General features: G+C 71.2%; 25 protein-coding genes. 17 read left to right on the top strand and 8 right to left on the bottom strand.

Translation table 11 applies throughout. The features are described 5' to 3' along the window. Positions 1-95: 95 nt before the first annotated feature. Entirely contained in the window at positions 96-1,004 is a 909-nt protein-coding gene (locus tag ACFY1U_RS13495; protein WP_390694523.1) for an FAD-dependent oxidoreductase, read from the bottom strand. A 114-nt stretch (positions 1,005-1,118) separates the two neighbouring features. On the opposite strand from ACFY1U_RS13495, the gene ACFY1U_RS13490 reads away from it, so the two are divergent. The 3 genes from ACFY1U_RS13490 to ACFY1U_RS13480 all read left to right on the top strand — a co-directional run bounded on the left by ACFY1U_RS13490 (position 1,119) and on the right by ACFY1U_RS13480 (position 4,468). Further along, positions 1,119-2,150, top strand: coding sequence for an oxidoreductase (locus ACFY1U_RS13490; protein ID WP_390694265.1), 1,032 nt, complete (start codon positions 1,119-1,121; stop codon positions 2,148-2,150). Positions 2,151-2,186: 36 nt separating this feature from the next. Further along, a complete protein-coding gene (locus ACFY1U_RS13485) occupies positions 2,187-3,827 on the top strand; it encodes an ABC-F family ATP-binding cassette domain-containing protein (protein WP_390694264.1) in 1,641 nt (546 codons plus the stop codon). A 161-nt stretch (positions 3,828-3,988) separates the two neighbouring features. After that, complete coding sequence (locus tag ACFY1U_RS13480) at positions 3,989-4,468, top strand: DUF1003 domain-containing protein (RefSeq protein WP_390694263.1); 480 nt, start codon at positions 3,989-3,991, stop codon at positions 4,466-4,468. A 156-nt stretch (positions 4,469-4,624) separates the two neighbouring features. Here the strand turns inward: ACFY1U_RS13480 and ACFY1U_RS13475 are convergent, their stop codons facing one another. From ACFY1U_RS13475 to ACFY1U_RS13465, 3 genes are all read right to left on the bottom strand, one after another. After that, positions 4,625-7,057 carry a Tex family protein gene (locus ACFY1U_RS13475; protein ID WP_390694262.1) on the bottom strand — a complete coding sequence of 811 codons (2,433 nt, stop codon included), beginning with the start codon at positions 7,055-7,057 and terminating at the stop codon, positions 4,625-4,627. Positions 7,058-7,157: 100 nt separating this feature from the next. Further along, entirely contained in the window at positions 7,158-7,289 is a 132-nt protein-coding gene (locus ACFY1U_RS13470) for an LPFR motif small protein (RefSeq protein ID WP_390694261.1), read from the bottom strand. A gap of 289 nt (positions 7,290-7,578) precedes the next feature. Further along, entirely contained in the window at positions 7,579-8,448 is an 870-nt protein-coding gene (locus ACFY1U_RS13465) for a hypothetical protein (protein ID WP_390694260.1), read from the bottom strand. Positions 8,449-8,561: 113 nt separating this feature from the next. Here ACFY1U_RS13465 and ACFY1U_RS13460 point away from each other — a divergent pair, with 113 nt between their 5' ends. Together ACFY1U_RS13460 and ACFY1U_RS13455 are read left to right on the top strand one after the other, a co-directional pair. Further along, a complete protein-coding gene (locus ACFY1U_RS13460; RefSeq protein ID WP_390694259.1) occupies positions 8,562-9,527 on the top strand; it encodes a GlxA family transcriptional regulator in 966 nt (321 codons plus the stop codon). A gap of 10 nt (positions 9,528-9,537) precedes the next feature. After that, positions 9,538-10,173 (top strand): DJ-1/PfpI family protein, encoded by a 636-nt coding sequence (locus tag ACFY1U_RS13455; protein ID WP_390694258.1) that lies wholly within the window; start codon positions 9,538-9,540, stop codon positions 10,171-10,173. Here ACFY1U_RS13455 and ACFY1U_RS13450 read toward each other — a convergent pair. Then, the gene (locus ACFY1U_RS13450) at positions 10,160-10,909 is read right to left on the bottom strand and encodes an enoyl-CoA hydratase/isomerase family protein (protein ID WP_390694257.1); all 750 of its coding nucleotides are present in this window, start codon (positions 10,907-10,909) and stop codon (positions 10,160-10,162) included. The genes ACFY1U_RS13455 and ACFY1U_RS13450 overlap by 14 nt on opposite strands. 245 nt (positions 10,910-11,154) lie before the next feature. Between ACFY1U_RS13450 and ACFY1U_RS13445 the strand changes: the two genes are divergently transcribed. Further along, a complete protein-coding gene (locus ACFY1U_RS13445; protein ID WP_390694522.1) occupies positions 11,155-11,667 on the top strand; it encodes an ATP-binding protein in 513 nt (170 codons plus the stop codon). 6 nt (positions 11,668-11,673) lie between these two features. Here ACFY1U_RS13445 and idi read toward each other — a convergent pair whose 3' ends face one another. From idi to galE, 3 genes are all read right to left on the bottom strand, one after another. Continuing rightward, entirely contained in the window at positions 11,674-12,267 is a 594-nt protein-coding gene (idi, locus tag ACFY1U_RS13440) for an isopentenyl-diphosphate Delta-isomerase (RefSeq protein ID WP_030936227.1), read from the bottom strand. Positions 12,268-12,523: 256 nt separating this feature from the next. Then, the gene (locus tag ACFY1U_RS13435) at positions 12,524-13,459 is read right to left on the bottom strand and encodes a cation diffusion facilitator family transporter (protein ID WP_390694256.1); all 936 of its coding nucleotides are present in this window, start codon (positions 13,457-13,459) and stop codon (positions 12,524-12,526) included. Between the two features lie 149 nt (positions 13,460-13,608). Beyond that, entirely contained in the window at positions 13,609-14,574 is a 966-nt protein-coding gene (galE, locus tag ACFY1U_RS13430; protein ID WP_390694255.1) for a UDP-glucose 4-epimerase GalE, read from the bottom strand. 276 nt (positions 14,575-14,850) lie between these two features. Between galE and ACFY1U_RS13425 the strand changes: the two genes are divergently transcribed. The 11 genes from ACFY1U_RS13425 (at position 14,851) to hpnE (ending at position 25,725) form a co-directional block, all read left to right on the top strand. After that, positions 14,851-16,686: a DUF5941 domain-containing protein gene (locus ACFY1U_RS13425; protein ID WP_390694254.1), complete on the top strand. Its 1,836-nt coding sequence runs from the start codon at positions 14,851-14,853 to the stop codon at positions 16,684-16,686. Further along, positions 16,683-17,435 (top strand): sugar phosphate nucleotidyltransferase, encoded by a 753-nt coding sequence (locus tag ACFY1U_RS13420; RefSeq protein ID WP_390694253.1) that lies wholly within the window; start codon positions 16,683-16,685, stop codon positions 17,433-17,435. The genes ACFY1U_RS13425 and ACFY1U_RS13420 overlap by 4 nt, the downstream gene beginning before the upstream one ends. Next, complete coding sequence (locus ACFY1U_RS13415) at positions 17,423-18,484, top strand: iron-containing alcohol dehydrogenase family protein (RefSeq protein ID WP_115910429.1); 1,062 nt, start codon at positions 17,423-17,425, stop codon at positions 18,482-18,484. Before ACFY1U_RS13420 ends, ACFY1U_RS13415 begins: the two co-directional genes overlap by 13 nt. Next, complete coding sequence (locus tag ACFY1U_RS13410) at positions 18,462-19,241, top strand: CDP-alcohol phosphatidyltransferase family protein (RefSeq protein ID WP_390694252.1); 780 nt, start codon at positions 18,462-18,464, stop codon at positions 19,239-19,241. Before ACFY1U_RS13415 ends, ACFY1U_RS13410 begins: the two co-directional genes overlap by 23 nt. Before the next feature lie 5 nt (positions 19,242-19,246). Continuing rightward, on the top strand, positions 19,247-20,119 hold the full coding sequence (locus ACFY1U_RS13405) for a glycosyltransferase family 2 protein (protein WP_390694521.1): 873 nt from the start codon (positions 19,247-19,249) through the stop codon (positions 20,117-20,119). 95 nt (positions 20,120-20,214) lie between these two features. Continuing rightward, the gene (locus tag ACFY1U_RS13400; protein WP_390694251.1) at positions 20,215-21,144 is read left to right on the top strand and encodes an ABC transporter permease; all 930 of its coding nucleotides are present in this window, start codon (positions 20,215-20,217) and stop codon (positions 21,142-21,144) included. Continuing rightward, entirely contained in the window at positions 21,137-21,925 is a 789-nt protein-coding gene (locus tag ACFY1U_RS13395) for an ABC transporter ATP-binding protein (protein WP_390694250.1), read from the top strand. The genes ACFY1U_RS13400 and ACFY1U_RS13395 overlap by 8 nt, the downstream gene beginning before the upstream one ends. Positions 21,926-22,326: 401 nt before the next feature. Continuing rightward, positions 22,327-23,214 carry a squalene synthase HpnC gene (hpnC, locus tag ACFY1U_RS13390; RefSeq protein ID WP_390694249.1) on the top strand — a complete coding sequence of 296 codons (888 nt, stop codon included), beginning with the start codon at positions 22,327-22,329 and terminating at the stop codon, positions 23,212-23,214. Further along, positions 23,211-24,161, top strand: a complete 951-nt coding sequence (gene hpnD, locus ACFY1U_RS13385; protein ID WP_390694248.1) for a presqualene diphosphate synthase HpnD — start codon at positions 23,211-23,213, stop codon at positions 24,159-24,161. The genes hpnC and hpnD overlap by 4 nt, the downstream gene beginning before the upstream one ends. Continuing rightward, complete coding sequence (locus ACFY1U_RS13380; RefSeq protein WP_390694247.1) at positions 24,161-24,298, top strand: DUF6380 family protein; 138 nt, start codon at positions 24,161-24,163, stop codon at positions 24,296-24,298. Before hpnD ends, ACFY1U_RS13380 begins: the two co-directional genes overlap by 1 nt. Next, the gene (gene hpnE / locus ACFY1U_RS13375; RefSeq protein ID WP_390694246.1) at positions 24,295-25,725 is read left to right on the top strand and encodes a hydroxysqualene dehydroxylase HpnE; all 1,431 of its coding nucleotides are present in this window, start codon (positions 24,295-24,297) and stop codon (positions 25,723-25,725) included. The genes ACFY1U_RS13380 and hpnE overlap by 4 nt, the downstream gene beginning before the upstream one ends. Positions 25,726-25,727: the final 2 nt, after the last annotated feature.

Here is a 25,727-nt window from a genome sequence, read left to right as displayed (position 1 = left end):
CCTGGCGGTTCAGGAGCGCCCTTTAAGGGGCGCGGGGAACTGCGCGACCAGCCACGACGCAGCCGCAGATGACACACAGCACACCCGGCGGAGCACTAGGCGGCCGGGCAAGCCAACCCGGCCGCCTCCCCCGCGCATCCCCAGGCCACGGTCACCACGGCCCCACCATGCCCATAGTTGTGCACCAACACCCGCCCGTCCGGCAGTACTTCCCGCTCCAGCCGCACCGCATCCCGCCCCGGCCGCAGCCCCACGCAGTGGTCCAGCACCCGCGCCCACGCGATCTCGGGCCGCAACGCGGCACACCGCCGTACGATCGCCGAGGCCACCTCCGGATCCGGCTCCAGCGACCAGTCGTCCTCATCCGCCGTACCACCCAGCAACAGCCGCCCGGGCTGCGGAAAGAAGTACGCCATTTCCCCGTCCGCGCCGGTGGAAGTGAGCCAGGTGCGGATGCCGGGATTCTCCACGACGACCAACTGCCCGCGCACCGGCCGCACGGACGCGTCCGGCACGAGCGAACGCGCCCCCACCCCGGTGCAGTTGACGACCACGGGCGAGTCCACCTCCGCGAAATCGGTGACCGTACGCTCCTCGACCACCCCACCCGCCTTCACCAACCTCTCCCGCAGCCACGGCAGATGAGTCGACATGTCGATGAGTGGCAGCCGCGCCCACAGCCCGCTCCCGGCGTACTCCGCCGCCGTCGCCACCCGCAGCCCGGGAACCCGCGCGGCCGCCCAGGCCTCGGCCCGGTCGAGATCCGCCTCGCCCAGTACTCCTTCGACCATGCGTACGCCGGTCGACTCGGGCCGCGTCGCCAACTCCTCGTACACATCCAGCGACCGGAGTGCCCAGACGCGCGCCCGCGCGAGCGGCTCGATCCGGTACGGCCACCACAGCGCGCCCGCAACCGCCGAGGTGGTCGCCGCCACGGGATCCCGCGTCCACACCCGCACCCGTACGCCGCGCTCGGCGAGGACGACGGCCGTCGTCAGCCCCATGACCCCGGCGCCCACCACGATGACATCGTTGTTCCGCACGCTGTCCACGCGGGGACGTTAGCGGAATGTGTCATGCCGTGCTCAGACAGCTCCCACTCTGGGAATACTCACAGCATGTCTGCCGCATACGCGACCTTCGGCCTGGCACCGGCGATGCGTGCCGGTGGAGTCCTCGCCAACGGTGACTACCAAGTGCACCGGGACTTCGTGGACTTCATCGTCGACGGACGTCCGCTGCTGTTCCAGCTCTCCGACCTCGACGCCGTCTCCCCGCTCGCCTCCGACATCCCACCCGCGATCTTCACCGAACAGGTCCGCAGCCTCCTCCTGGAGGCGGACCCACCGCTTCCGGACGGCCGTTACGTCATCTACGGCTGCCCCGAGTGCGCCGACCTGGCCTGCGGCGCGGTCACCGCGATCATCGAGCGGGACGGCCATGACGGGGAGGACTACGTCTGGCGGGACTTCGCCTGGCAGACCGACGAACACGCCGACCTCGAACTCAACGGCTACCACGGCATCGGCCCCTTCCGCTTCCGGGGCGCCGAGTACCGGGACGCCCTCGCCGGCCTCCTCGACAGCGAGCCTCCGGGCGCCCGCCGCCGCGTCCTGCTCATCGGCGCCCGGGTCGCCCTGCTCGCCAAGCTCGCCGCCGCCCTGCGCACCATCGGCATCGGCGCCGACATCGCCCACGACGCCGACGGCGTCCCCGCCGACGAACTGCGCGCCTACGGCGCCGTCGCCTTCGGCCGCGCCATCACCCAGGAGGAGCGCACCGCCGTACGCCGCTCCTTCGAGCAGGCGGGCGTCGACGTGGTCTACGTCGAGGGCCTCGCCCCGATCGTCCCGCTCCTCGTCGCCCAGATCGAACACGCCCTGGACCGCAGCCCGGCGCAGCAGCGCCGCCTGACCCGCCTGGTGGCGGCCGACGGCGAGGCGGGCGTCGAGGTCACCTCACCCTGCCGGGTCCGCCTCACCGCGTACCGTCTGGACCGCCTCTACCGCACCCACACCCACGAGGTCTTCGACGGCGTCCTCGAACCGGGCCGCCACCGCATCGCCCTGGACGCCAAGGCGGTGAAGGGAGAGTCGTTCGTGGTGGCACGGACGGCGGGGAGCGTGCTGGTGGAGGCGATGGCGCGCTGAGGGCGGGGCGATACGGCGGCTAAAATCGGCGCCCTGATGACTGCCACCCTCGTCGCCAAGAACCTCGCCGCCGGCCACGGCGACCGCTCCCTCTTCTCCGGGCTCGACCTCGTGGTGGCGCCCGGCGACGTGATCGGGCTGGTCGGCGCCAACGGCGCGGGCAAGTCCACCCTGCTCAGGATGCTCGCGGGGCTGCTCGTACCGGAGCAGGGGGAACTCAGGCTCTCCCCGCCGACCGCGAACGTCGGCCACCTCCCTCAGGAGCCGGAGCGGCGCCCCGGCGAGACCGTCCGGGAGTTCCTCGCCCGCCGTACCGGTGTCGCCGAGGCGCAGCGCGTGATGGACGAGGCCACGCAGGCCCTGGTCGACGGCGCACCGGGCGCCGACGACGCATACGCGACCAGCCTGGAGCGCTGGCTCGACCTGGGCGGCGCCGACCTGGACGAGCGGGCCGAGGAGGTCGCCGACTCCCTGGGCCTGGCCGTGGACCTGGACCAGCCGATGACGTCCCTGTCCGGCGGCCAGGCGGCACGCGCCGGACTCGCCTCCCTGCTCCTGTCCCGCTACGACGTCTTCCTGCTCGACGAGCCGACCAACGACCTGGACCTGGACGGCCTGGAGCGCCTGGAACGGTTCGTGAAGAGCCTGCGCGCCGGGACCGTCGTCGTCAGCCACGACCGCGAGTTCCTCACCCGCACCGTCACCAAGGTCCTCGAACTCGACCTCGCCCAGCGGCAGATCAACCTCTACGGCGGCGGCTACGAGGCCTACCTGGAGGAGCGGGACGTCGCCCGCCGGCACGCCCGCGAGGACTACGAGGAGTACGCCGACAAGCGCGCCGCCCTGCAGGACCGGGCGCAGATGCAGCGCTCCTGGATGGACAAGGGCGTCAAGAACGCCCGCCGCAAGGCGAGCAACGACAACGACAAGATCGGCCGCAAGTTCCGCAGCGAGGCCAGCGAGAAGCAGGCCGCGAAGGCCCGGCAGACCCAGCGCATGATCGAGCGGCTCGACCTGGTCGAGGAGCCCCGCAAGGAGTGGGAGCTGCGCATGGAGATCGCGTCGGCCCCGCGCTCGGGCGCCGTCGTGGCCACCCTGCGGGACGCGGAGGTACGCCGCGGCGACTTCACCTTCGGCCCGGTGTCCCTGCAGATCGACTGGGCGGACCGGGTCGCGGTGACCGGGGCGAACGGCGCCGGCAAGTCGACCCTGCTGGGTGCCCTGCTCGGCCGGATCCCCCTGGAGGCGGGCCACGCGAGCCTCGGCTCCGGCGTCCTGGTCGGCGAGGTCGACCAGGCCCGCAAGCTGTTCCATGGCCCGGAGGCCCTGCTGGACGCGTTCTGCGCCGCCGTACCGGACACCGAGCCGGTGGAAGTGCGCACGCTGCTGGCCAAGTTCGGCCTGAAGTCCGACCATGTCCTGCGCCCGGCGGCCACCCTCTCCCCGGGCGAACGCACACGCGCCGCCCTGGCGCTGCTGCAGGGCCGGGGCGTCAATCTCCTCGTCCTCGACGAGCCGACCAACCACCTGGACCTGCCGGCCATCGAACAACTGGAGTCGGCCCTCGACGCCTACGAGGGCACCCTCCTCCTGGTCACCCACGACCGCCGCATGCTGGACGCGGTCCATGTGAACCGGCGGCTGGAGGTGGCGGACGGAAAGGTCACGGAGCGCTGACGCTGCGCCGGCCGTGCCGACCTCCTGCGGCGGGCCCCCATTGCCGTCGATCGTCTGCGGCTCGATCGTGGCTGGTCGCGCAGTTCCCCGTGCCCCCTCACGTCCGCCGCGTACGCTGACGGCGATTCCTCGTCGGACACCAGGCAGGACAAGGGGAGACCATGGGCGCTGCGGAGAAGCGGCCCGCCGCGCGGATCGTGCACGAGCAGGACGTCGTCGCACGGATGCGCGGGACCCAGGACCGGATCGCGGACGCGGTCACCGCCTTCGCCGGGACCATGACCTTCGTCTATCTGCACGCCCTGTGGTTCGCGGTGTGGATCGTGTGCAACGAAGGCGTCTTCGGCAAGGGCGCGGTCTGGGATCCGTACCCCTTCGGACTGCTCACCATGATCGTCAGCCTGGAAGCGATCTTCCTCTCCACCTTCGTGATGGTGAGCCAGAACCGCCAGGCCGCCCGTGAGAACGTACGCGCCGACCTGGACTTCGAGACCAATGTGCGCTCGGAGGTGTGGTCCGTGCACATCGGCCGCTCCCTCGGTGTGGACCCCGCGGAGGTCGAGCAGCGCGTTCAGGAACTGCTCGCGGAGAACCGCGCCCGGATGAACGGCGGCACCACGCCGCCGCACCAGCAGAGCTGAGCGGGTCGGTCGGTGCGCCCGGGGCGGGTGCAGGTCCGCCGTGGCGGCCGTACCACCACGCCCGGGACCGACACCCACGCCATCAGGACCTCCCGCTCACCGCAGCGACCCTCGCGACCAGCCGCAACGCGGATTTCCCACGACCTGCCCCTCAGCTCACCGCTTGCCCTTCGGATCAAGCAACCCGGCCCGGCGCAGAGCATCGGCCATCGCGCTGTTGGCAGGCGCCGCCGCCTGACGCGAACCGCCGCCCTGCCCGCCACGCCCGCCGCCCTGCCCGCCACGCCCGCCGCTCTGCCCGCCGCCCTGGCGCTGGCGCTGCTGCTGCCGCTGCTGAGGCGGACGCGCGCCCCGCTGCCGACGGTCGCCGCCGCCGTCGCCCTGCGGCGCGGCCTCGTCGTCGAGCCGCAGCGTCAGCGAGATCCGCTTGCGCGGGATGTCGACGTCCAGGACCTTCACCTTGACGATGTCCCCGGGCTTCACCACGTCCCGCGGGTCCTTGACGAACGTCTTGGACAACGCGGAGACATGGGCCAGCCCGTCCTGGTGGACACCGATGTCGATGAACGCACCGAAGGCCGCCACATTCGTGACCACGCCCTCCAGCACCATCCCGGAGGCCAGGTCGGAGATCTTCTCGACGCCCTCCTTGAAGGTGGCCGTCTTGAACGCGGGCCGCGGGTCGCGCCCGGGCTTCTCCAGCTCCTTGAGGATGTCGGTGACGGTCGGGAGACCGAACGTCTCGTCCACGAACTCACCCGGCTTCAGCGAGCGCAGCACGCTCGTGTTGCCGATGAGCGACGCCACCTCCTGCCCGGCCGTCTTCACCATGCGCCGGACGACCGGGTACGCCTCCGGGTGCACGCTGGAGGCGTCCAGCGGGTCGTCGCCGCCGCGGATCCGCAGGAAGCCCGCGCACTGCTCGTACGCCTTCGGGCCGAGCCGTGCCACGCTTTTCAGCTGGGTGCGGGACTTGAAGGGGCCGTTGGCGTCGCGGTGCGCCACGATGTTCTCGGCCAGCCCGGAGGTGATGCCGGAGACCCGGGCGAGCAGCGGGGCCGAGGCCGTGTTGACGTCCACGCCGACACCGTTCACACAGTCCTCGACCACCGCGTCCAGCGAGCGCGACAGCTTCACCTCGGACAGGTCGTGCTGGTACTGGCCGACGCCGATCGACTTGGGGTCGATCTTCACCAGCTCGGCCAGGGGATCCTGGAGGCGGCGCGCGATGGAGACGGCGCCGCGCAGCGACACATCCATGTCGGGCAGCTCCTGCGAGGCGAACGCGGACGCCGAGTACACGGACGCGCCCGCCTCGGACACCATCACCTTGGTGAGGTTCAACTCGGGGTGCTTGGTGATGAGTTCACCGGCGAGCTTGTCGGTCTCGCGGGAGGCCGTGCCGTTGCCGATCGCGATCAGTTCGACCGCGTGTTCCTTCGCGAGGCGGGCCAGCTTGGCGATCGCCTCGTCCCACTTGTTGGCCGGAACGTGCGGGTAGATGACGTCCGTGGCCACCACCTTGCCGGTGGCGTCGATCACGGCGACCTTCACACCCGTACGGAAACCGGGGTCCAGGCCCAGGGTCGCGCGCGTGCCGGCCGGGGCGGCGAGCAGCAGGTCGCGCAGGTTCGCCGCGAACACCTGGACGGCCTCGTCCTCGGCGGCCGTGCGCAGCCTCAGGCGCAGGTCGATGCCGAGGTGCACCAGGATGCGGGTGCGCCAGGCCCAACGGACGGTGTCCGTCAGCCACTTGTCGGCGGGACGGCCGCGGTCGGCGATCTGGAACCTCGCGGCCACGATGCCCTCGTAGGACGAGGGGCCGTCCGTGGGCTCCTCCGGTTCCAGGACGAGGTCGAGGACCTCCTCCTTCTCGCCGCGCAGCATGGCGAGGATGCGGTGCGAGGGCAGTTCGGTGAACGGCTCGGCGAAGTCGAAGTAGTCGGCGAACTTGGCGCCCGCCTCCTCCTTGCCGTCCCGCACCTTGGCGGCCAGCCGTCCGCGCACCCACATGCGCTCGCGCAGCTCGCCGATCAGGTCGGCGTCCTCGGAGAACCGCTCGGTGAGGATCGCGCGCGCGCCGTCCAGGGCGGCCTGCGGTTCGACGATGCCCGTGTCCGGGTCGAGGAACGCGGCGGCCGCGGCCAGGGGCTCGACCGTCGGGTCGCTGAGCAGCCCGTCGGCGAGCGGCTCGAGCCCGGCCTCGCGCGCGATCTGCGCCTTGGTGCGGCGCTTGGGCTTGTACGGCAGGTAGATGTCCTCGAGCCGCGCCTTGGTCTCGGCGCCGCGGATCTGCGCCTCCAGCTCGGCGGTCAGCTTGCCCTGCTCGCGCACCGACTCCAGGATCGCGGTCCGCCGCTCCTCCAGTTCCCGCAGATAGCGCAGCCGCTCCTCGATCGTGCGCAGCTGCGCGTCGTCGAGCATCTCGGTCGCTTCCTTGCGGTAGCGGGCGATGAAGGGCACCGTCGAACCGCCGTCGAGCAGCTCCACGGCAGCCCTGACCTGCCGCTCCCGGACGCCGAGCTCCTCGGCGATCCTGCCTTCGATGGACCCTACGTTGGTGGACCCGCTGGACCCGGGTGTCGTCACGATCCCGTACCGCCTTCTCACTGAGGTTGCGCCGCAATTGTGGCAGGCGGCACCGACAGTCGGGGATCAGGGCGGCATCCGGCGAGGCGGGGCGGCGGAATCAGGCCCCGTGGCCCCGCGCGGAACTCGAGGCTCCGCCGAAGAGCCGGGCCAGTGCCCGGAAGGGCAGTGTGACGACGGTGGCGATCGCTCCGGCGATCTGCCGCAGCACGTCTGCAATGGCGCGGAACACCGAATTCCCCTTTCTGTTCCCGTTTCCCACCCGGCCGCGGCGGCCGGGCGAGCTCCGGGTACCCGGCTTTCACCACCGTTTGCCGATCACATCTGCGGCCCGGTCGGCCAGTGCGGTCCGTGTGAGACCTGTCCTGAGGTCCGTCGGCTGGGCGACGGACCTCGGCCTCGATCTTTGGTCAGCGCGTGCCGATGAGGGCCGCGGGGGTGAGCTCCGGCGGCAGTGCGGCCCGCGCGAGGCCTGTCCTGAGCTGCGTCGGCCGGGTGACGCTCCCGGGCGCGATCTTTGGTCAGCGCTTTCCGATCAGATCCGCCGGGTAGGCCCCGGCGGCGAGCGCGGCCCGCGCGAACCCCGCCCCCAGCTCCGTCAGCTGGGCGACGCCCTCCGCCCCCAGGTGCTCGTACGGCGCCCGGTCCAGCCGGTCCGTCTCCGCCTCGATCTGCGCCCGCAGCGCGACGCCCCGCTCCGTCAACTCGCCCGCCTCGTCCAGCAGCCCGCGCTCGCGCAGCCGCCCGCAGGCCGCGTCCCAGTCCTCCTGCTTCCAGCCGCGGCTGCCGAAGACCCACTTCGGTGTCATGCCCTTGCCGGTCGCGGTGTGGGTCACCACGGCCTCCAGACCGTCCAGCTCGGCGGACATCAGCACGGCGAGATGCCCGTCGCCCCGGTGCTCACGCAGCAGCGTGGTGGCGTGGAAGTACGCCAGATGCGGCTGGTCGGGCACCGGCAGGTCGGCATACGCGGAGTACAGCGGCCGCGCAGCGCGCGAACAGGCCTCGGCGGCCCGCAACGCCAGCCGTGCCGCCTGAGCCATCTCCTCGGACGCCACGGTGTCCTCGCCCAGCAGACGGCGCAGGGTCGCGTCGACGGCACGCGCGCGTGCGGCCAGGATCTGCGCCGGCGCGGCGCTCTCCCATACGGCGGGCACATAGCGGGCCACGAGCTCGTACTTGTAGTTGTAGAACGTCGCCGTCACGGCGCCCGGTCCGACCGGGCCCAGCGCGGCCGCCCGCGCCGCCAGGTTGACGGCCCTCGGGTGCGTGATGCCCAGAGCGCCCAGTTCCCTGCCCAGGTCGGGTGAGAAGTAGTACGTGGCGTGCAGTGAGTTGAGTGCGTTGTGGCAGCGGCGACCGGCGTGCGGATCGAGGGCGGCAGTAGTCATGCCGGGCAGGTTACCGACTGGTCGGTACGGGCTCCAGTGCCGCGCTCCGGATGGCAGAAAAGGTGGGGGACTCGTCATTGCAGCCATCCGCCCCGCTGCCAAGAATCGTGGGTATGCCGCAGCGAACCGTCCTGCTCGTCCTCTTCGACGGCGTCCAGAGCCTCGACGTCACCGGCCCGCTCGAGGTCTTCGCGGGCGCCGAGCTGCACACTCCGGGCACCTACCGCCTGCGTACGGCCTCCTCGGACGGCGCGCCCGTCCGCACCTCCAGCGGCCTGACCCTCGTACCGGACCAGGCCCTCGCGGACGCGTCCGTCCCGCACACCCTTCTCGTGCCGGGTGGCCAGGGCACCCGCCGTCCGGGGCGCGACCCACGGCTGACCGACTGGCTGCGCGAGTGCGGCCCGCGCGCGGAGCGCCTCGTCTCCGTCTGCACCGGCGCCATCCTGCTCGCGGAGGCGGGCCTGCTGGACGGCCGCCGCGCCACGACCCACTGGGCGTACTGCGACAAGCTCGCCCGCGACCACCCGTCCGTCGAGGTCGACCCCGACCCCATCTACGTGCGCGACGGTCACGTCTTCACCTCGGCCGGCGTCACCTCCGGCATCGACCTCGCGCTCGCCCTGGTCGAGGAGGACCTGGGCCGGGAGACGGCCCTGGCCATCGCCCGCCACCTGGTCGTCTTCCTGCGCCGGCCCGGCAACCAGGCGCAGTTCAGCGCGCAGCTCGCCGCGCAGACCGCCCGGCGTGAACCGCTGCGCGAGGTCCAGCAGTGGATCACCGAGCACCCCGCAGACGACCTGGACGTCGAGTCCCTCGCCGCCCGCGCCGCCCTCTCGCCCCGCCACTTCGCCCGCGCCTTCCAGGCGGAGACCGGCATGACCCCGGGCCGCTACGTCGACCGCGTCCGCCTCGAACACGCCCGCCGCCTCCTCGAGGACACGGCCGACGGCATCGAGGAGATCTCCCGCGCCAGCGGCTACGGCACCCCCGAGGCCATGCGACGCGCCTTCGTCAGGACCCTCGGCACCGCCCCGGCGGAATACCGCCGCCGCTTCCGCCCCGCATCCACCCGCTGAAAGGAACCCGATGCAGATCGCCATCGTGCTCTTCGACCGCTTCACCGCCCTGGACGCCGTGGGCCCGTACGAGACGCTCGGGCGCCTCCCGGACGCGGAGACCGTCTTCGTCGCCGAACGGACCGGCCCCGTCCGCACCGACACCGGCAACCTCGCGATCGTCGCGGACAGGACCCTGGCCGAGGTGGAGCACCCCGACATCGTGATCGTCCCGGGCGGCCCCGGACAGACCCCGCAGATGGAGAACGAGACCCTCCTGGAGTGGCTGCGCACCGCCGACGCCACCAGCACCTGGACGACCTCGGTGTGCACGGGCTCCCTGCTGCTCGCCGCGGCCGGCCTCCTTCAGGGCCGCCGCGCCACCTCCCACTGGCTGGCCCTGGACTTCCTGAAGCAGTTCGGCGCCGAGCCCACGGGGGAGCGGGTGGTCCTCGACGGCAAGTACGTCACCGCGGCCGGCGTCTCCTCCGGCATCGACATGGGCCTGACCCTCCTCGGCCGGATCGCCGGCGACGAACACGCCAAGGCCGTACAGCTGTTGACCGAGTACGACCCGCAGCCGCCCTACGACGCGGGCTCGCCCGAGAAGGCACCCGCGCACCTCGTCGAGGAGTTCCGCTCCAAGAGCCGCTTCATCCTGACGTAGTCCAGGTGAAGCGCGGCTGCCTGCGCTCCAGGAACGCGGCGACGCCCTCCACGGTGTCGCCGCTGCCGCGCGCCTGCTGCGTCCAGTACGCGTCCCGGTCGGTGCGCCCGTTCGCGAACTCCTTCGCGGCGGCCTGGGTGAGCTGCGAACGCGAGACCAGGATCCGGGTGAACTCCGCGACCCGCTTGGCGAGTTCGCCCTGCGGCAGCACCTCGTCCACCAGACCGGTGCGCAGCGCCCGCTCCGCGTCGATCAGCTCGCCGGAGAACAGCAGGTACTTGGCGGCGGCCGGACCCACCAGCGACACCAGACGGCGCGTGGAGGAGGCCGGATACACGATCCCGAGCTTCGCCGGCGTCACCCCGAACAGCGCCCCCTCCATGGCGAACCGCAGATCACAGGCCGCCGCCAGCTGCGACCCGCCCCCCACGCAGTGCCCCCGGATCGCGGCCAGCGTCGGCTTCGGGAAGGCGGCCAGCGCCTCCTCGGCCCGCACCGCGAGCCCCTGCGCCTCCTCCGGCGACCCCTGCAGCGTGGAGATGTCGGCGCCCGCGCAGAACGTCGAACCCTCACCGGTCAGCACCAGCGCCCGTACGCCCGGGTCCGCGGCGAGGGTGTCGAGCAGCGGAGGCAGCGCGGCCCACATCGCGGCCGTCATGGCGTTGCGCTTCGCCGGGTGGTGGATGACGACGGTGGCGACCGAGTCGGTGACGCTGTGCAGCAGCTGGGGCTCCATGGCCGGATGCTAGCCGCCGCGCCGGAGCCGTGATCAAGAAGGGGGCGTCCTAACCCGTACAACCCGAAGAGTTCGCGAAGTCGGCTGAAGCGTGAAAAGACCAGTCCCACAACTGACCGTGTCATACGCCAACGGTCATAAGTGCTCGATACCTGCTGACTTGTGTTCAGTCATCCGGAGTGCCGCGGGTCGTTCCCAACACTCGACGTGTGGTGACAATCGAGCGCAAGGGTGGCGACCGGACGATGGACAACCATGGGCGCGGGTCCGGCCCACGCCCAGAAGGCGGCGCCGACGAGCTCCGCGACCCGGGGCCGCCCGCGGACCCGCTGCCGTATGAAGGCGTCTGGCGGTTCACCGCCCCCGCCATCGAGGCCTCGGTGCCGCAGGCGCGGCACGCCGTACGGGACCTGCTGTACCGCCAGGGGGTGCCCGTCTCCGACGATCTGGTGCACGGCCTGCTGCTGATCGTCTCGGAGCTGGTCACGAACGCCGTCCGGCACGCGGCGCTGCTCTCGCCGATGCTCGCCGTGGAGGTCGCCGTCGGCGCCGAGTGGGTGCGGGTGTCCGTGGAGGACAACCACCCCTACCGCCCGACCGCTCTGGAGACCGACCACAGCGGCGAGGGCGGCCGGGGGCTGCTCCTGGTCAGCGAGGTCGCCCGGGAGGCGGGCGGTGTGTGCGACGTCGAGCACACCTCGAGCGGCGGCAAGGTGATCTGGGCCGCCCTGCCGCTCAAACCCCTACGAGTGCTCTGACGGAGGTCACCAGCCGGCCGACGGGCCGGTCAGCTCCCTGACGGCCGGGCGGGCCGCGTCCAGCACGGTCATGAACCAGGACGAGAAGGTGTCCTTGGCGTGCCGCTCCGCGAGCTCGGCGGGCGTCACGAAGGCCGTCGCGCCGACCTCCTCCGGGTCCGGCCTGAGGGGCGACTGCACCATCCCGACGAACAGGTGGTTGTACTCCTGCTCGACCAGGCCCGAGTCCGGGTCCGGGTGGTTGTAGCGGACCGTGCCCGCCTCGGCGAGCAGCGAGGGGGACACACCCAGCTCCTCGTATGTGCGCCGGGCCGCCGCCGCGAAGGGCGCCTCGCCGGGATAGGGGTGGCCGCAGCAGGTGTTGGACCACACACCGGGGGAGTGGTACTTGCCCAGCGCCCGCTGCTGCAGCAGCAGCCGGCCGCGCTCGTCGAAGAGGAAGACGGAGAAGGCGCGGTGCAGCTGCCCCGGCGGCTGATGGGCGGCGAGCTTCTCCGCGGTGCCGATCGTGACGCCGTTCTCGTCGACCAGTTCCAGCAAAATCGCGTCTGCGGCGCCGTTCGACGAAGTGTGCGTCGCGGTAGCAGGTGTGATCGGCATACCCATCCTTCACATCGGTCTTCGCGCCCCAAGTCTGCCGTACGAATCCGGCACTCCCGGCACTTCGCGGCGCGCCCGCATGTCCCGCGCCGCGGCGCGGGCACGGCCGTCACCCGTTGAAGACCGGAAGAGGGGCCCGGTAGTTGATCGTGCCCGTACCGGTCGGCGGGGAACCGTGCGGGGCAACGCTGTGAGGCTTAACGACGCCGGGTCACGCCGGACGGCTGCATTCCGGCCAAGCTGCGGCGCACCTGCCTCAATGGCACACCCTCGCCTCGTGCTCCGCGTGCCCGCCCGGTTCCAGCTGGAAGGTGCAGTGCGCCACGTCGAAGTGGTCGCCGAGGCACTCCTGGAGCTCGTGGAGCATCTTCTCGTGGCCGATCGCGCTGAGGACGTCGGAGCGCACGACCACGTGCGCGGAGAGCACCGGCATGCCGGACGTGATCGTCCAGGCGTGCAGGTCGTGGACGTCCTCGACCCCGTCCAGGTCCAGGATGTGGGCCCGTACGTCCGCCATGTCGACGTCCCTGGGGGCCGCCTCCAGCAGGACGTCCAGGGTCTCGCGCAGCAGCTTCCAGGTGCGCGGCACGATCATGAGGCCGATCACCAGCGAGGCGATCGGGTCGGCGGCCTGCCAGCCGGTGGCCAGGATAATTAGGGCGGAGATGATCACGGCGAGGGAGCCGAGCGCGTCCGCGGCGACCTCCAGGAACGCGCCGCGCACGTTCAGGCTCTCCTGTTGTCCGCGCACCAGCAGCGTCAGCGAGATCATGTTCGCGACCAGGCCGATCGCACCGAACACGATGGTCATCCCGCCCGAGGTGTCGGCGGGGGTGAGGAACCGCTGGATCGCCTCGTACAGGACGTAGCCGCCGACGCCGAGCAGCAGCACACAGTTGGCGAGCGCCGCGAGGATCTCGGCGCGGGCGTACCCGAAGGTGCGGTTGCCGCTCGGCGGGAGGTTGGCGAAGTGGATCGCGAACAGCGCCATGCCGAGGCCCAGCGCGTCGGTCGCCATGTGGGCGGCGTCCGCGATCAGCGCGAGCGAGTCCGCGAGCAGCCCGCCGACGATCTCGACCACCATGACGGTGAGCGTGATCGACAGCGCGACGCGCAGCCGCCCGCGGTACGCCGCCGCGGCCGTACCGGCGGTCGGGGCATGTGAGTGCCCGTGATCGTGCCCAGCCCCCATGGCAGCCGCCTTCCTGTGTTGCGCCCGGGATGACAGTGAACTACGGGCGGGGGGTATCGGGCAACGCGGCATTGAACACCGTTGTCATGTGCCCTGACCTGCGGAAACGATGTGCAGGTCAGGGCAGGCTCAGTTCCCCCGCCGAGGTGTCACTTGCCGTGGTGCAGCAGCCAGCCCCGCCAGGCCGACTCGACCATCTCGGGCACCCCGCGCCGTGCGGTCCAGCCCAGCTCCTGTGCGGCCCGGGCGGCGGAGGCGACCGCGCGGGGCGCGTCCCCGGGGCGGCGGCCCTCCACGAGGGCCGGGCGGCGCTCGCCGGTCACCTCGCCGATGACGGTGATCAGCTCGCGGACGGAGACGCCCTCGCCGCGGCCGATGTTCACCGTGAGGTCACCGCTGCGGTCGGCGAGCCGCCGTGCCGCGGCCAGATGCGCCTCGGCCAGGTCGGCGACGTGGATGTAGTCGCGGATGCAGGTGCCGTCCGGCGTCGGATAGTCGTCGCCGAAGATCCTCGGGGCCTCGTCGCGGGTGAGCCGGTCGAAGACCATGGGGACGATGTTGAAGACGCCCGTGTCCGCCAGTTCGGGTGCGGCGGCGCCCGCCACGTTGAAATACCGCAGGCAGACCGTGGAGATGTCGTGTGCCCGGCCCGCCGCCCGCACCAGCCACTCACCGGTGAGCTTGGTCTCGCCGTACGGGTTCACCGGCGCGCACGGGGTGTCCTCGGTGATGAGGTCCACATCGGGGTTGCCGTAGACGGCCGCGGACGAGGAGAACAGGAACTTCCCGATCCCGGCCTCGGCGACCGCCTCCAGGAGCGTCGCGAGGCCGCCGACGTTCTCCCGGTAGTAACGGGTGGGCTGCGCCACGGACTCGGCGACCTGCTTGCGCGCGGCGAGGTGGACGACGCCGGTCACCCCGTACTCGGCGAACACCCGCTTCAGCAGGTCGCCGTCGAGCGTCGAGCCCTCGACGAGCGGCACGTCCGCCGGCAGCCGCTCGGGGAACCCGGCCGAGAGGTCGTCGAGTGCGACGACGCGCTCCCCGGCGCCGGTCATGGCCCGCGCCACATGGGCTCCGATGTATCCCGCTCCGCCTGTGATCAGCCATGTCATGGTCGCCCACCCTATGCCGACACCGCCCGGCGCTCCCCAATGTCCCGGATGCCTGATCTGGGCACCGCGGTTTGTCGGCGGGACCCCGGATCACCGATGATGATCGCGGCAAAGGCCAGTGGAGACGGCGTTGATCGACTCGTGAACGGGCGGTGAACTCCGCGCTCCGGACATCCGATAGCCTCTGCCGACATGCCGCCCGCCTGGTGCAGCCAAGGGGCGCCCACCATGCACATGACCGGCGCCGGCGCGTCGGCACCCAGGGAGTGAGTTCGGTTGTCGACCGCCATCCTCACCGGTCAGCCGGTCCCCGGATCGTCGATCGAGGGCGATCTGCGGTCCCTCGGCTTCGACGTGCGGATCGCCGCCGACACCGCCGACGCCGAGACGCTGCTGGCCCAGGCCCCCGGTGACCAGCGGGTCGCCGTGGTCGACGCCCGCTTCGTGGGCCACCTGCACGCCCTGCGCCTCGGCCTCACCGACCCCCGCTTCCCGCTCGCCGCGATCCCGGGCGCCGTCACGGCCCAGCCGGCCGGCCGCCAGGCCCTGACCCGCGCGATGGCGCGCGAGAACTCGGCCGGCGGCGTCACGGCCCATGTTGGTGCCCCCGGGGGAACGCAGTTGAGTGTGAGGGAGGACGTCGACAGCCTCGTCGGCCTCGCCGACCACATCGTCACCGCCCTCGACAGCGACGGCGCCGACGTGCACCGCCCGGAACTCGGCAGCCTGGTCGCGGCCGTCCCCGCCGACCCGCAGTCCCGCAACGAGGCACGGCAGGCCGTCGCGAGCGTCGACGACGAGGCCGTACGTCTGAAGTCGGCCGTGAAGTCCCGCGACGGCTTCTTCACCACGTTCTTCATCAGCCCGTACTCCCGCTACATCGCCCGCTGGTGCGCCCGCCGCGGCCTGACCCCCAATCAGGTCACCACCGCCTCCCTGCTCACCGCGCTGATCGCGGCCGGCTGCGCGGCCACCGGTACCCGGATCGGCTTCGTCGCGGCGGGCGTCCTGCTGATCGCGTCGTTCGTACTGGACTGCACCGACGGCCAGTTGGCCCGCTACTCCCTGCAGTACTCCACGCTCGGCGCCTGGCTCGACGCCACCTTCGACCGGGCCAAGGAGTACGCCTACTACGCGGGGCTGGCGCTGGGAGCTGCCCGAGGCGGCGACGACGTATGGGCGCTCGCGCTCGGCGCGATGATCCTGCAGACCTGCCGGCACGTCGTCGACTTCTCCTTCAACGAGGCCAACCACGACGCGACCGCCAACACCAGCCCCACGGCGGCCCTTTCCGGCAGGCTGGACAGCGTCGGCTGGACGGTGTGGGTGCGCCGCATGATCGTGCTGCCGATCGGCGAGCGCTGGGCGATGATCGCGGTCCTCACGGCGCTCACGACACCCCGCATCACCTTCTACGTCCTGCTCATCGGCTGCGCCTTCGCGGCGACGTACACCACGGCGGGCCGGGTGCTGCGCTCGCTGACCCGCAAGGCCCGGCGCACCGACCGTGCGGCCACGGCGCTGGCGGACCTCGCGGACAGCGGGCCGCTGGCCTCCTTCCTGGGCCGGGTGACCCCCCGCCGGCTCGGGGCTCCCTTCCTGATCGCCCTCGCGGGCACGGCCGTTCTCGCCGTGTCCCTGTTCTCCGGTGTGACCTGGGCCCCCGTCGTCGGCGCCCTCGTGTACGCGAACACCGCCGGTCAGGCCCTGTGCCGCCCCCTCAGGGGCGCCCTCGAATGGCTCGTCCCCCCGATCTTCCGCGCCGCCGAATACGGCACCGTACTGATCCTCGCGGCCAAAGCGGACGTGAACGGGGCGCTTCCTGCGGCTTTCGGGCTGGTGGCGGCCGTCGCCTACCATCACTACGACACGGTGTACCGCATCCGCGGCAACGCCGGAGCGCCCCCGGCCTGGCTGGTGCGCGCCATCGGGGGGCACGAAGGGCGGACGCTGCTCGTCACCGTCCTGGCCGCCGGGCTCACCGCCTCGCAGTTCAAGGTCGCGCTCGCGGTGCTCGCCGTGGCCGTCGCCCTGGTGGTGCTCGTCGAGAGCATCCGCTTCTGGGTGTCCGCTGGGGCGCCCGCCGTACACGATGAAGGAGAACCCGCATGATCGGCCTCGTGCTGGCGGCCGGCGCCGGACGCCGTCTGCGCCCCTACACCGACAGCCTTCCCAAGGCGCTGGTGCCGGTGGGGCCCGCGGGCATAGAGGGCGAACCGACGGTCCTGGACCTGACCCTCGGCAACTTCGCCGAGATCGGTCTGACCGAGGTCGCGGTCATCGTCGGCTACCGCAAGGAGGCCGTGTACGAGCGCAAGGCCGCCCTGGAGGCGAAGTACGGCCTCAAGCTCACCCTCATCGACAACGACAAGGCGGAGGAGTGGAACAACGCCTACTCCCTGTGGTGCGGCCGTGACGCCCTCAAGGACGGCGTGATCCTCGCCAACGGCGACACCGTCCACCCGGTCTCCGTCGAGCGGACGCTGCTCGCCGCGCGCGGCGAGGGCAAGAAGATCATCCTCGCCCTGGACACGGTGAAGAACCTCGCCGACGAGGAGATGAAGGTCGTCGTCGACCCCGATCGGGGCATGACGAAGATCACCAAGCTGATGGACCCGGCCGAGGCGACCGGCGAGTACATCGGTGTGACCCTCATCGAGGGCGACGCCGCCCCCGAGCTGGCCGACGCCCTGAAGGCGGTCTGGGAGACCGACCCGCAGCAGTTCTACGAGCACGGGTACCAGGAACTGGTGAACCGCGGCTTCCGGATCGACGTGGCGCCGATCGGCGACGTCAAGTGGGTCGAGATCGACAACCACGACGATCTCGCCCGCGGACGGGAGATCGCGTGCCAGTACTGACCCGGCTCATCCCCTCGCCGCTCGTCGTGGACATCCGCCCGGGTGCCCTCGACGATCTGGCCTGCGTGCTCGCCGACGAACGCATCTCGACCTCGGGTCGGCTCGCCGTCGCCGTCAGCGGCGGCTCCGGCGCCCGGCTGCGCGAGCGCATCGCCCCGACCCTGCCTGGTGCCACCTGGTACGAGGTCGGCGGCGGCACCCTCGACGACGCGGTGCGGCTGGCCGGAGACATAAAGGCCGGCCACTACGACGCGGTCGTGGGCCTCGGCGGCGGCAAGATCATCGACTGCGCCAAGTTCGCCGCGGCACGGGTTGGCCTGCCCCTGGTCGCCGTGCCGACGAACCTCGCGCACGACGGCCTGTGCTCGCCGGTCGCCACCCTCGACAACGACGCCGGCCGCGGCTCGTACGGCGTGCCGAACCCGATCGCGGCCGTCGTCGACCTCGACGTCATCCGCCAGGCCCCGGCGCGCTTCGTGCGCGCGGGCATCGGCGACGCGATCTCCAACATCAACTCGATCGCGGACTGGGAGCTGTCCCACCGCGTCAACGGCGAGAAGATCGACGGCCTCGCCGCCGCCATGGCCCGTCAGGCGGGCGAGGCGGTGCTCCGCCACCCCGGCGGCATCGGCGACAACGACTTCCTCCAGGTGCTCGCCGAGGCGCTGGTCCTCACCGGCATCGCGATGTCGATCTCCGGCGACTCGCGCCCCGCCTCGGGCTCCTGCCACGAGATCAACCACGCCTTCGACCTGCTCTACCCCAAGCGGGCCGCCAGCCACGGCGAGCAGTGCGGCCTCGGCGCCGCCTTCGCGATGTATCTGCGCGGCGCGCACGAGGAGTCGGCGTACACGGCCGAGGTGCTGCGCCGGCACGGGCTTCCGGTGCTCCCGGAGGAGATCGGCTTCACGGTGGACGAGTTCGTCCGCGCCGTGGAGTACGCCCCGGAGACCCGGCCCGGCCGCTACACCATCCTCGAACACCTCGACCTGAAAACCGACCAGATCAAGGACATCTACGCCGACTATGTCAAGGCCATCGGTAGCTGAACTCCGTCCGGTCGTCCACCCCGCGGGGGTCAAGGACCGGCGCAGCGGTGAGCACTGGATGGGACGCCTCTACATGCGTGAGGTGTCCCTGCGGGTCGACCGCTACCTGGTGAACACCAGGGTCACGCCCAACCAGCTCACGTATCTGATGACCGTCTTCGGCGTGCTCGCCGCCCCGGCGCTGCTGGTGCCGGGGATCACGGGCGCGGTGCTCGGCGTGGTCTGCGTGCAGATGTACCTGCTCCTCGACTGCGTCGACGGTGAGATCGCCCGCTGGAAGAAGCAGTACTCGCTCAACGGCGTCTACCTGGACCGGGTCGGCGCCTACCTCACCGACGCCGCCGTCCTCGTGGGCTTCGGGCTGCGCGCCGCCGACCTGTGGGGCAGCGGCCGTATCGACTGGCTGTGGGCCTTCCTCGGCACGCTGGCCGCCCTCGGCGCCATCCTGATCAAGGCCGAGACCGACCTGGTCGGCGTCGCCCGTCACCAGGCGGGCAAGCCGCCGGTCCAGGAGGCCGCCGCGGAGATGCGCTCCTCCGGCATGGCGCTGGCCCGCCGGGCCGCCGCCGCGTTCAAGTTCCACCGCCTCGTCCTCGGCATCGAGGCGTCCCTGCTGATCCTGGTCCTGGCGATCGTCGACCAGGTGCGCGGCGACCTGTTCTTCTCCCGGCTCGGCGTCGCCGTACTCGCCGGCATCGCCCTGCTGCAGACCCTCCTGCACCTCGTGTCCATCCTCGCCTCCAGCAGGCTGAAGTGAGCGGCATGAAGGTCGGCGCGGTGATCATCACCATGGGCAACCGCCCCGACGAACTCCGCGCCCTCCTCGACTCGGTCGCCAAGCAGGACGGCGACCGTGTCGAGGTGGTCGTGGTGGGCAACGGCTCGCCCGTCCCCGACGTCCCCGAGGGCGTCCGTACGATCGAGCTGCCCGAGAACCTCGGCATCCCCGGCGGCCGCAACGTCGGCATCGAGGCCTTCGGCCCCAGCGGCCGCGACGTCGACATATTGATGTTCCTCGACGACGACGGCCTGCTCGCCCAGCACGACACCGCCGAGCTGTGCCGCCAGGCCTTCGAGGCCGACCCGAAGCTCGGCATCATCAGCTTCCGCATCGCCGACCCCGACACCGGGGTCACCCAGCGCCGCCACGTGCCGCGCCTGCGCGCCGCCGACCCGATGCGCTCCTCCCGGGTCACCACCTTCCTCGGCGGCGCCAACGCCGTCCGCACCAAGGTCTTCGCCGAAGTCGGCGGACTCCCGGACGAATTCTTCTACGCCCATGAGGAAACCGACCTGGCATGGCGGGCCCTCGACGCGGGCTGGATGATCGACTACCGGTCCGACATGGTGCTGTACCACCCGACCACCGCGCCCTCGCGGCACGCGGTCTACCACCGCATGGTCGCCCGCAACCGGGTCTGGCTGGCCCGCCGAAACCTTCCGGCCCCGCTGGTCCCGGTCTACCTCGGGGTCTGGCTGCTGCTCACCCTCGTCCGCCGCCCCTCGCGGCCCGCCCTGAAGGCATGGTTCGGCGGGTTCAGGGAAGGCTGGACGACTCCGTGCGGGCCACGCCGCCCGATGAAGTGGCGTACGGTGTGGCGGCTGACCCGGCTGGGCCGACCTCCGGTGATCTGACAGGCTCGTAACCGTGAGCCATCGGCCCCACCCGGGCCCAGGCTCTTGCGCAGGCCCGCACAGGCTGCGCATCCCGAAGACGAAAGTTTCCACCAGTGAGTGAGACAACGCACGACGGCACGGTCGCCCTGGGCGCGGCCGTGTCGCCCGACGAGGGCCTAACGGCGAGCCGGCTGGCCGCCAAGTACGGGCTGACCGTGAGCGGCGCCCGGCCCTCCCTTGTCGAGTACGTCCGCCAGCTCTGGGACCGGCGTCACTTCATCCTCGCCTTCTCCCGGGCGAAGCTGACCGCCCAGTACAGCCAGGCCAAACTGGGCCAGCTGTGGCAGGTGGCGACCCCGCTGCTGAACGCGGCGGTGTACTTCTTCATCTTCGGCATGCTCCTCAAGGCCAACCGCGGCCTGCCCCGCGACATCTACATCCCGTTCCTGGTCACCGGCGTGTTCGTGTTCACCTTCACGCAGAGCTCGGTGATGGCGGGCGTACGCGCGATCTCCGGCAACCTCGGCCTGGTCCGCGCCCTGCACTTCCCGCGCGCCTCGCTGCCGATCTCCTTCGCGCTGCAGCAGCTCCAGCAGCTGCTGTTCTCGATGATCGTGCTGTTCGCCGTGGCGATCGGCTTCGGCAGCATCCCGGACATGTCCTGGCTGCTGATCCCCGTGGTGCTGGCCCTGCAGTTCCTGTTCAACACCGGTCTCGCGCTGATCATGGCCCGGGCGGGCGCCAAGACCCCCGACCTCGCGCAGCTCATGCCCTTCGTGATGCGGACGTGGATGTACGCGTCCGGCGTGATGTTCTCCATCCCGATCATGCTGGCGGACAAGCCGCAGTGGCTGGCGAACGTCCTGCAGTGGAACCCGGCCGCCCTCTACATGGACCTGATGCGCTTCGCCCTCATCGACGGCTACGGCTCCGAGAACCTGCCCGACCACGTCTGGGTGGTCGCGAGCGGCTGGGCCGCCCTGATCGCCCTCGGTGGGTTCCTTTACTTCTGGAAGGCGGAAGAGAGGTACGGCCGTGGCTGAGCAGACCGACCAGCAGACCGGCGAGCGGATCCCCACCGTCATCGCCGACGGGCTCCACATCGTCTACCGCGTGCACGGCGCCAAGACCGGCAAGGGCAGCGCCACCGCCGCCCTCAGCCGCATCATCAAGCGCGGCGAGGAGCGCGGGGTGCGCAAGGTGCACGCCGTCAAGGGTGTCTCCTTCGTCGCCTACCGCGGCGAGGCCATCGGCCTCATCGGCTCCAACGGCTCCGGCAAGTCCACCCTGCTGCGCGCCATCGCCGGCCTGCTCCCGGCGGAGAAGGGCCGCGTCTACACCAACGGCCAGCCCTCGCTGCTGGGCGTGAACGCGGCCCTGATGAACGACCTGACCGGCGAGCGCAACGTCATCCTGGGCGGGCTCGCCATGGGGATGTCCCGCGAGCAGATCAGGGAGCGCTACCAGGGGATCGTCGACTTCTCGGGCATCAACGAGAAGGGCGACTTCATCACCCTGCCGATGCGCACCTACTCCTCCGGCATGGCGGCCCGACTGCGCTTCTCCATCGCCGCCGCCAAGGACCACGACGTCCTGATGATCGACGAGGCGCTGGCCACCGGTGACCGCAAGTTCCAGGTCCGCTCCGAGGAGCGCATCCGTGAGCTGCGCAAGTCCGCCGGCACGGTGTTTCTCGTCAGTCACAACAACAAGTCCATCCGCGACACCTGCGACCGCGTCCTGTGGCTGGAACGCGGCGAGCTGCGCATGGACGGACCGACCGAAGAGGTCATCAAGGAGTACGAGAAGTTCACCGGCAAGTAGTGCAGGCCGGCCTGGACGCACCGGCCAGGACGGATGGCGGGGCCCCACCGCAACCTCTGCGGCGGGGCCCCGCGTCTGCAAAGGAAACGTCAACTCGGTCTCGCCTTAGGAATCTTGACGCCAATCGGTGTGTTGTTGTGATGTGCAGGACACCCCAGGGAACCTCGCCGCGTTGTACAACGTAAGCTGTACCGGTCCCGAAACGCGGCAAGTGGGGCGATAACGCACGACACCCTCGGCCGGGACAGCCGCGCGGACGGCCGGGCGGCGTGTCCGAAATAGTATGCATTGGGTCGGCAGTGTAGAACGGGAGATGTGACGGCAATGGCTACGGAAACTCCCCAGCTGAACGCAGCATGTGCCGTCCCCGCCCCGGGCAGTCACCGGTGACGGGTACCGGCATGTCGCACGCCGTCGATCCGGAGCGCGACACGCTCGACAAGGCCGCGGGTGAGAACTTCCCCGTGGCACCTTTCTTCCTGCCCAGGGCCTGGCGCGCCGACCTCATGGCCGTGTACGGCTTCGCCCGTCTCGTCGACGACATCGGCGACGGCGACCTGGCCCCCGGTGGCGCCGACGCCCGTCTGCTCGGCGTGTCGCCCGAGGAGGCCGAGGACCGGCTACTGCTCCTCGATGCCTTCGAGACCGATCTGAACCGGGTCTTCGACTCGACCCCGCGCCACCCCCTGCTGCGCCGCCTCCAGCGCACGGTCCGCCGCTGCTCGCTCACCCCCGAGCCCTTCCTCGGCCTGATCGCCGCCAACCGCCAGGACCAGCTCGTCAGCCGCTACGAGACCTACGACGACCTGCTCGTGTACTGCGAACTGTCGGCCAATCCCGTCGGCCGCCTGGTGCTGTCCGTCACCGGCACCTCGACGCCCGAACGCATCCGCCTCTCCGACGCGATCTGCACCGCCCTCCAGATCGTCGAACACCTGCAGGACGTCGCCGAGGACCTCGGCCGCGACCGCATCTATCTGCCCGCCGAGGACATGAAGCACTTCCATGTCCAAGAGGCGGATCTCGCCACATCCACCGCGGGCGCATCGTTGCGCGCACTGGTTGCGTACGAAGCAGAACGCGCCCGCGATCTCCTGAATGAAGGCGCCCCCCTCGTGGGTAGCGTCCACGGCAGGTTGAAGCTGCTTCTTGCGGGGTTCGTGGCGGGGGGAAGGGCGGCGATCAAGGCGATCGCCGCCGCGGAATACGACGTACTTCCCGGCCCGCCCAAGCCCGGCAAGGTCCAGCTGCTGCGCGAGGTGGGCGTGACTCTGCGAGGAGAGGGGTGATCCGGACCGTGGAGTCGGAACAACACGTGTCCGCACCGGTACTCGCCGCCTACAGCTACTGCGAGGCCGTCACCGGACAGCAGGCCCGTAACTTCGCCTACGGCATCAGGCTGCTGCCGACGCCCAAGCGCCGCGCGATGTCGGCGCTCTACGCGTTTTCCCGGCGCGTCGACGACATCGGCGACGGCGCACTGGCCGGCGAGGTCAAGGCGGCAAGACTCGAGGGCACCCGGGCGCTGCTGACCCGGGTGCGTGAGGGGTCGGTCGCCGAGGACGACACCGACCCGGTCGCCGTCGCCCTCGCTCATGCCGCCGAGACCTTCCCGATCCCGCTCGACGGCCTGGACGAGCTGATCGACGGCGTGCTGATGGACGTGCGCGGCGAGACCTACGAGACCTGGGACGACCTGAAGGTCTACTGCCGCTGCGTCGCGGGCGCCATCGGACGGCTCTCGCTCGGCGTGTTCGGCACCGAACCCGGAGCGCGCGGCGCCGACCGTGCGCCGGAGTACGCCGACACCCTGGGCCTGGCGCTGCAGCTCACCAACATCCTCAGAGACGTCCGCGAGGACGCCGAGGGCGGCCGCACCTATCTGCCCTCCGACGACCTCGCGAAATTCGGGTGCTCGGCCGGGTTCAACGGGCCGACACCACCGGAGGGCTCCGACTTCGCGGGCCTCGTGCACTTCGAAGTGCGACGGGCCCGCGCCCTTTTCGCCGAGGGCTACCGGCTGCTGCCCATGCTGGACCGGCGCAGTGGCGCCTGCGTCGCCGCGATGGCCGGCATCTACCGCCGGCTGCTGGACCGTATCGAGCGCGACCCCGAGGCCGTGCTGCGCGGCCGGGTCTCGCTGCCCGGCAGGGAGAAGGCCTACGTCGCCGTACGCGGACTGTCCGGGCTGGATGCCCGGCATGTGACGCGGAGGACCGTCAGGAGGCGCGCCTGATGGACAAACAGGGCCAAGGTGATGCCACCGGCGAAAAGCGGCACGCAACCCTCCGGGCGGGGACGGCGTCCCTGACTTCAGCGGTCGGCCGTGCACCGTTCAACCACGGCGGTCACGCAGGGGAGGGTGCACGATGAGCGACGACGGCACACAGGCCGACGAGCCGCTCGCGGATCCGGCGGGGCGTTCCGCGAGGGACGCCGTCGTGGTCGGCGGCGGGCTGGCCGGCATCACCGCCGCACTCGCGCTCGCCGACGCGGGAGTCCGCGTCACCCTGGTCGAGGGCAGGCCGAGACTGGGTGGCCTGGCCTTCTCCTTCCAGCGCGGCGAACTGACCGTCGACAACGGACAGCATGTCTACCTGCGCTGCTGCACCGCCTACCGCTGGTTCCTCGACCGCATCGAGGGGACGGCGCTGGCGCCGCTGCAGGATCGTCTCGACGTGCCCGTACTCGACGTCGACAAGCCCGAGGGACAGCGGCTCGGCAGACTGCGGCGCGACGCCCTGCCGGTGCCCCTGCACCTGGGGCGCAGCCTCGCCACGTATCCGCATCTCTCGCTCGCCGAGCGGGCCAGGGTGGGCCGGGCCGCGCTCGCGCTCAAGGGGCTCGACCTCGCCGATCCGGACCTGGACACGCAGGACTTCGGCAGCTGGCTGACCGCGCACGGTCAGTCGGCGCGTGCCGTCGAGGCCCTGTGGGACCTGGTCGGGGTCGCCACCCTCAACGCGGTCGCGGGCGACGCCTCGCTGGGGCTCGCCGCGATGGTGTTCAAGACCGGTCTGCTGTCCGACCCGGGCGCGGCCGACATCGGATGGGCACACGTCCCGCTCGGTGAACTGCATGACCGGCTCACCCGCAAGGCGCTCGACTCCGCGGGCGTGCGTACCGAGGTCCGTACACGCGTCACCTCCATCTCCATTGACGAAAACGGGCGTTGGAGCGTTCAGGTTCCCGGCGAGACGCTCACCGCGGACGCCGTCGTGCTCGCCGTACCCCAGCGCGAGGCCCACGACCTGCTGCCTCAGGGGGCGCTGGACGCCCCCGAAAATCTTCTTCAGATCGGCACCGCGCCGATCCTCAACATCCATGTCGTCTACGACCGCAGGGTGCTGCAGAGGCCGTTCTTCGCGGCGCTCGGCACCCCCGTGCAGTGGGTCTTCGACCGCACCGCGGCCTCGGGTCTGCGCGAGGGCCAGTACCTGGCCCTGTCCCAGTCGGCCGCGCAGGACGAGATCGACGAGCCGGTCGCCGTGCTGCGCGAGCGCTATCTGCCGGAGTTGGAACGGCTGCTTCCGGGTACGCGCGGTGCGCAAGTGAAGGACTTCTTCGTCACCAGGGAGCGCACGGCGACGTTCGCCCCCGCCCCCGGCGTCGGGCGGCTGCGGCCCGGCGCCCGTACCAAAGCCCCCGGCCTCTACCTGGCCGGAGCGTGGACCGCCACAGGGTGGCCCGCGACCATGGAGAGTGCGGTCCGCAGTGGAGTGAGTGCGGCGGACGCCGCGCTCGCCGCCCTGGGCCGGCCCCGCCCGAGTCACCTCTTCGAAGTAGAGGAGGCGGCCTGATG

The sequence above is a fragment of the Streptomyces sp. NPDC001351 genome (assembly GCF_042896045.1).
Classification (GTDB): Bacteria; Actinomycetota; Actinomycetes; order Streptomycetales; family Streptomycetaceae; genus Streptomyces.
Note: the sequence above shows the minus strand (reverse complement) of the source record. Positions and strands in the feature narration are given on the sequence as shown.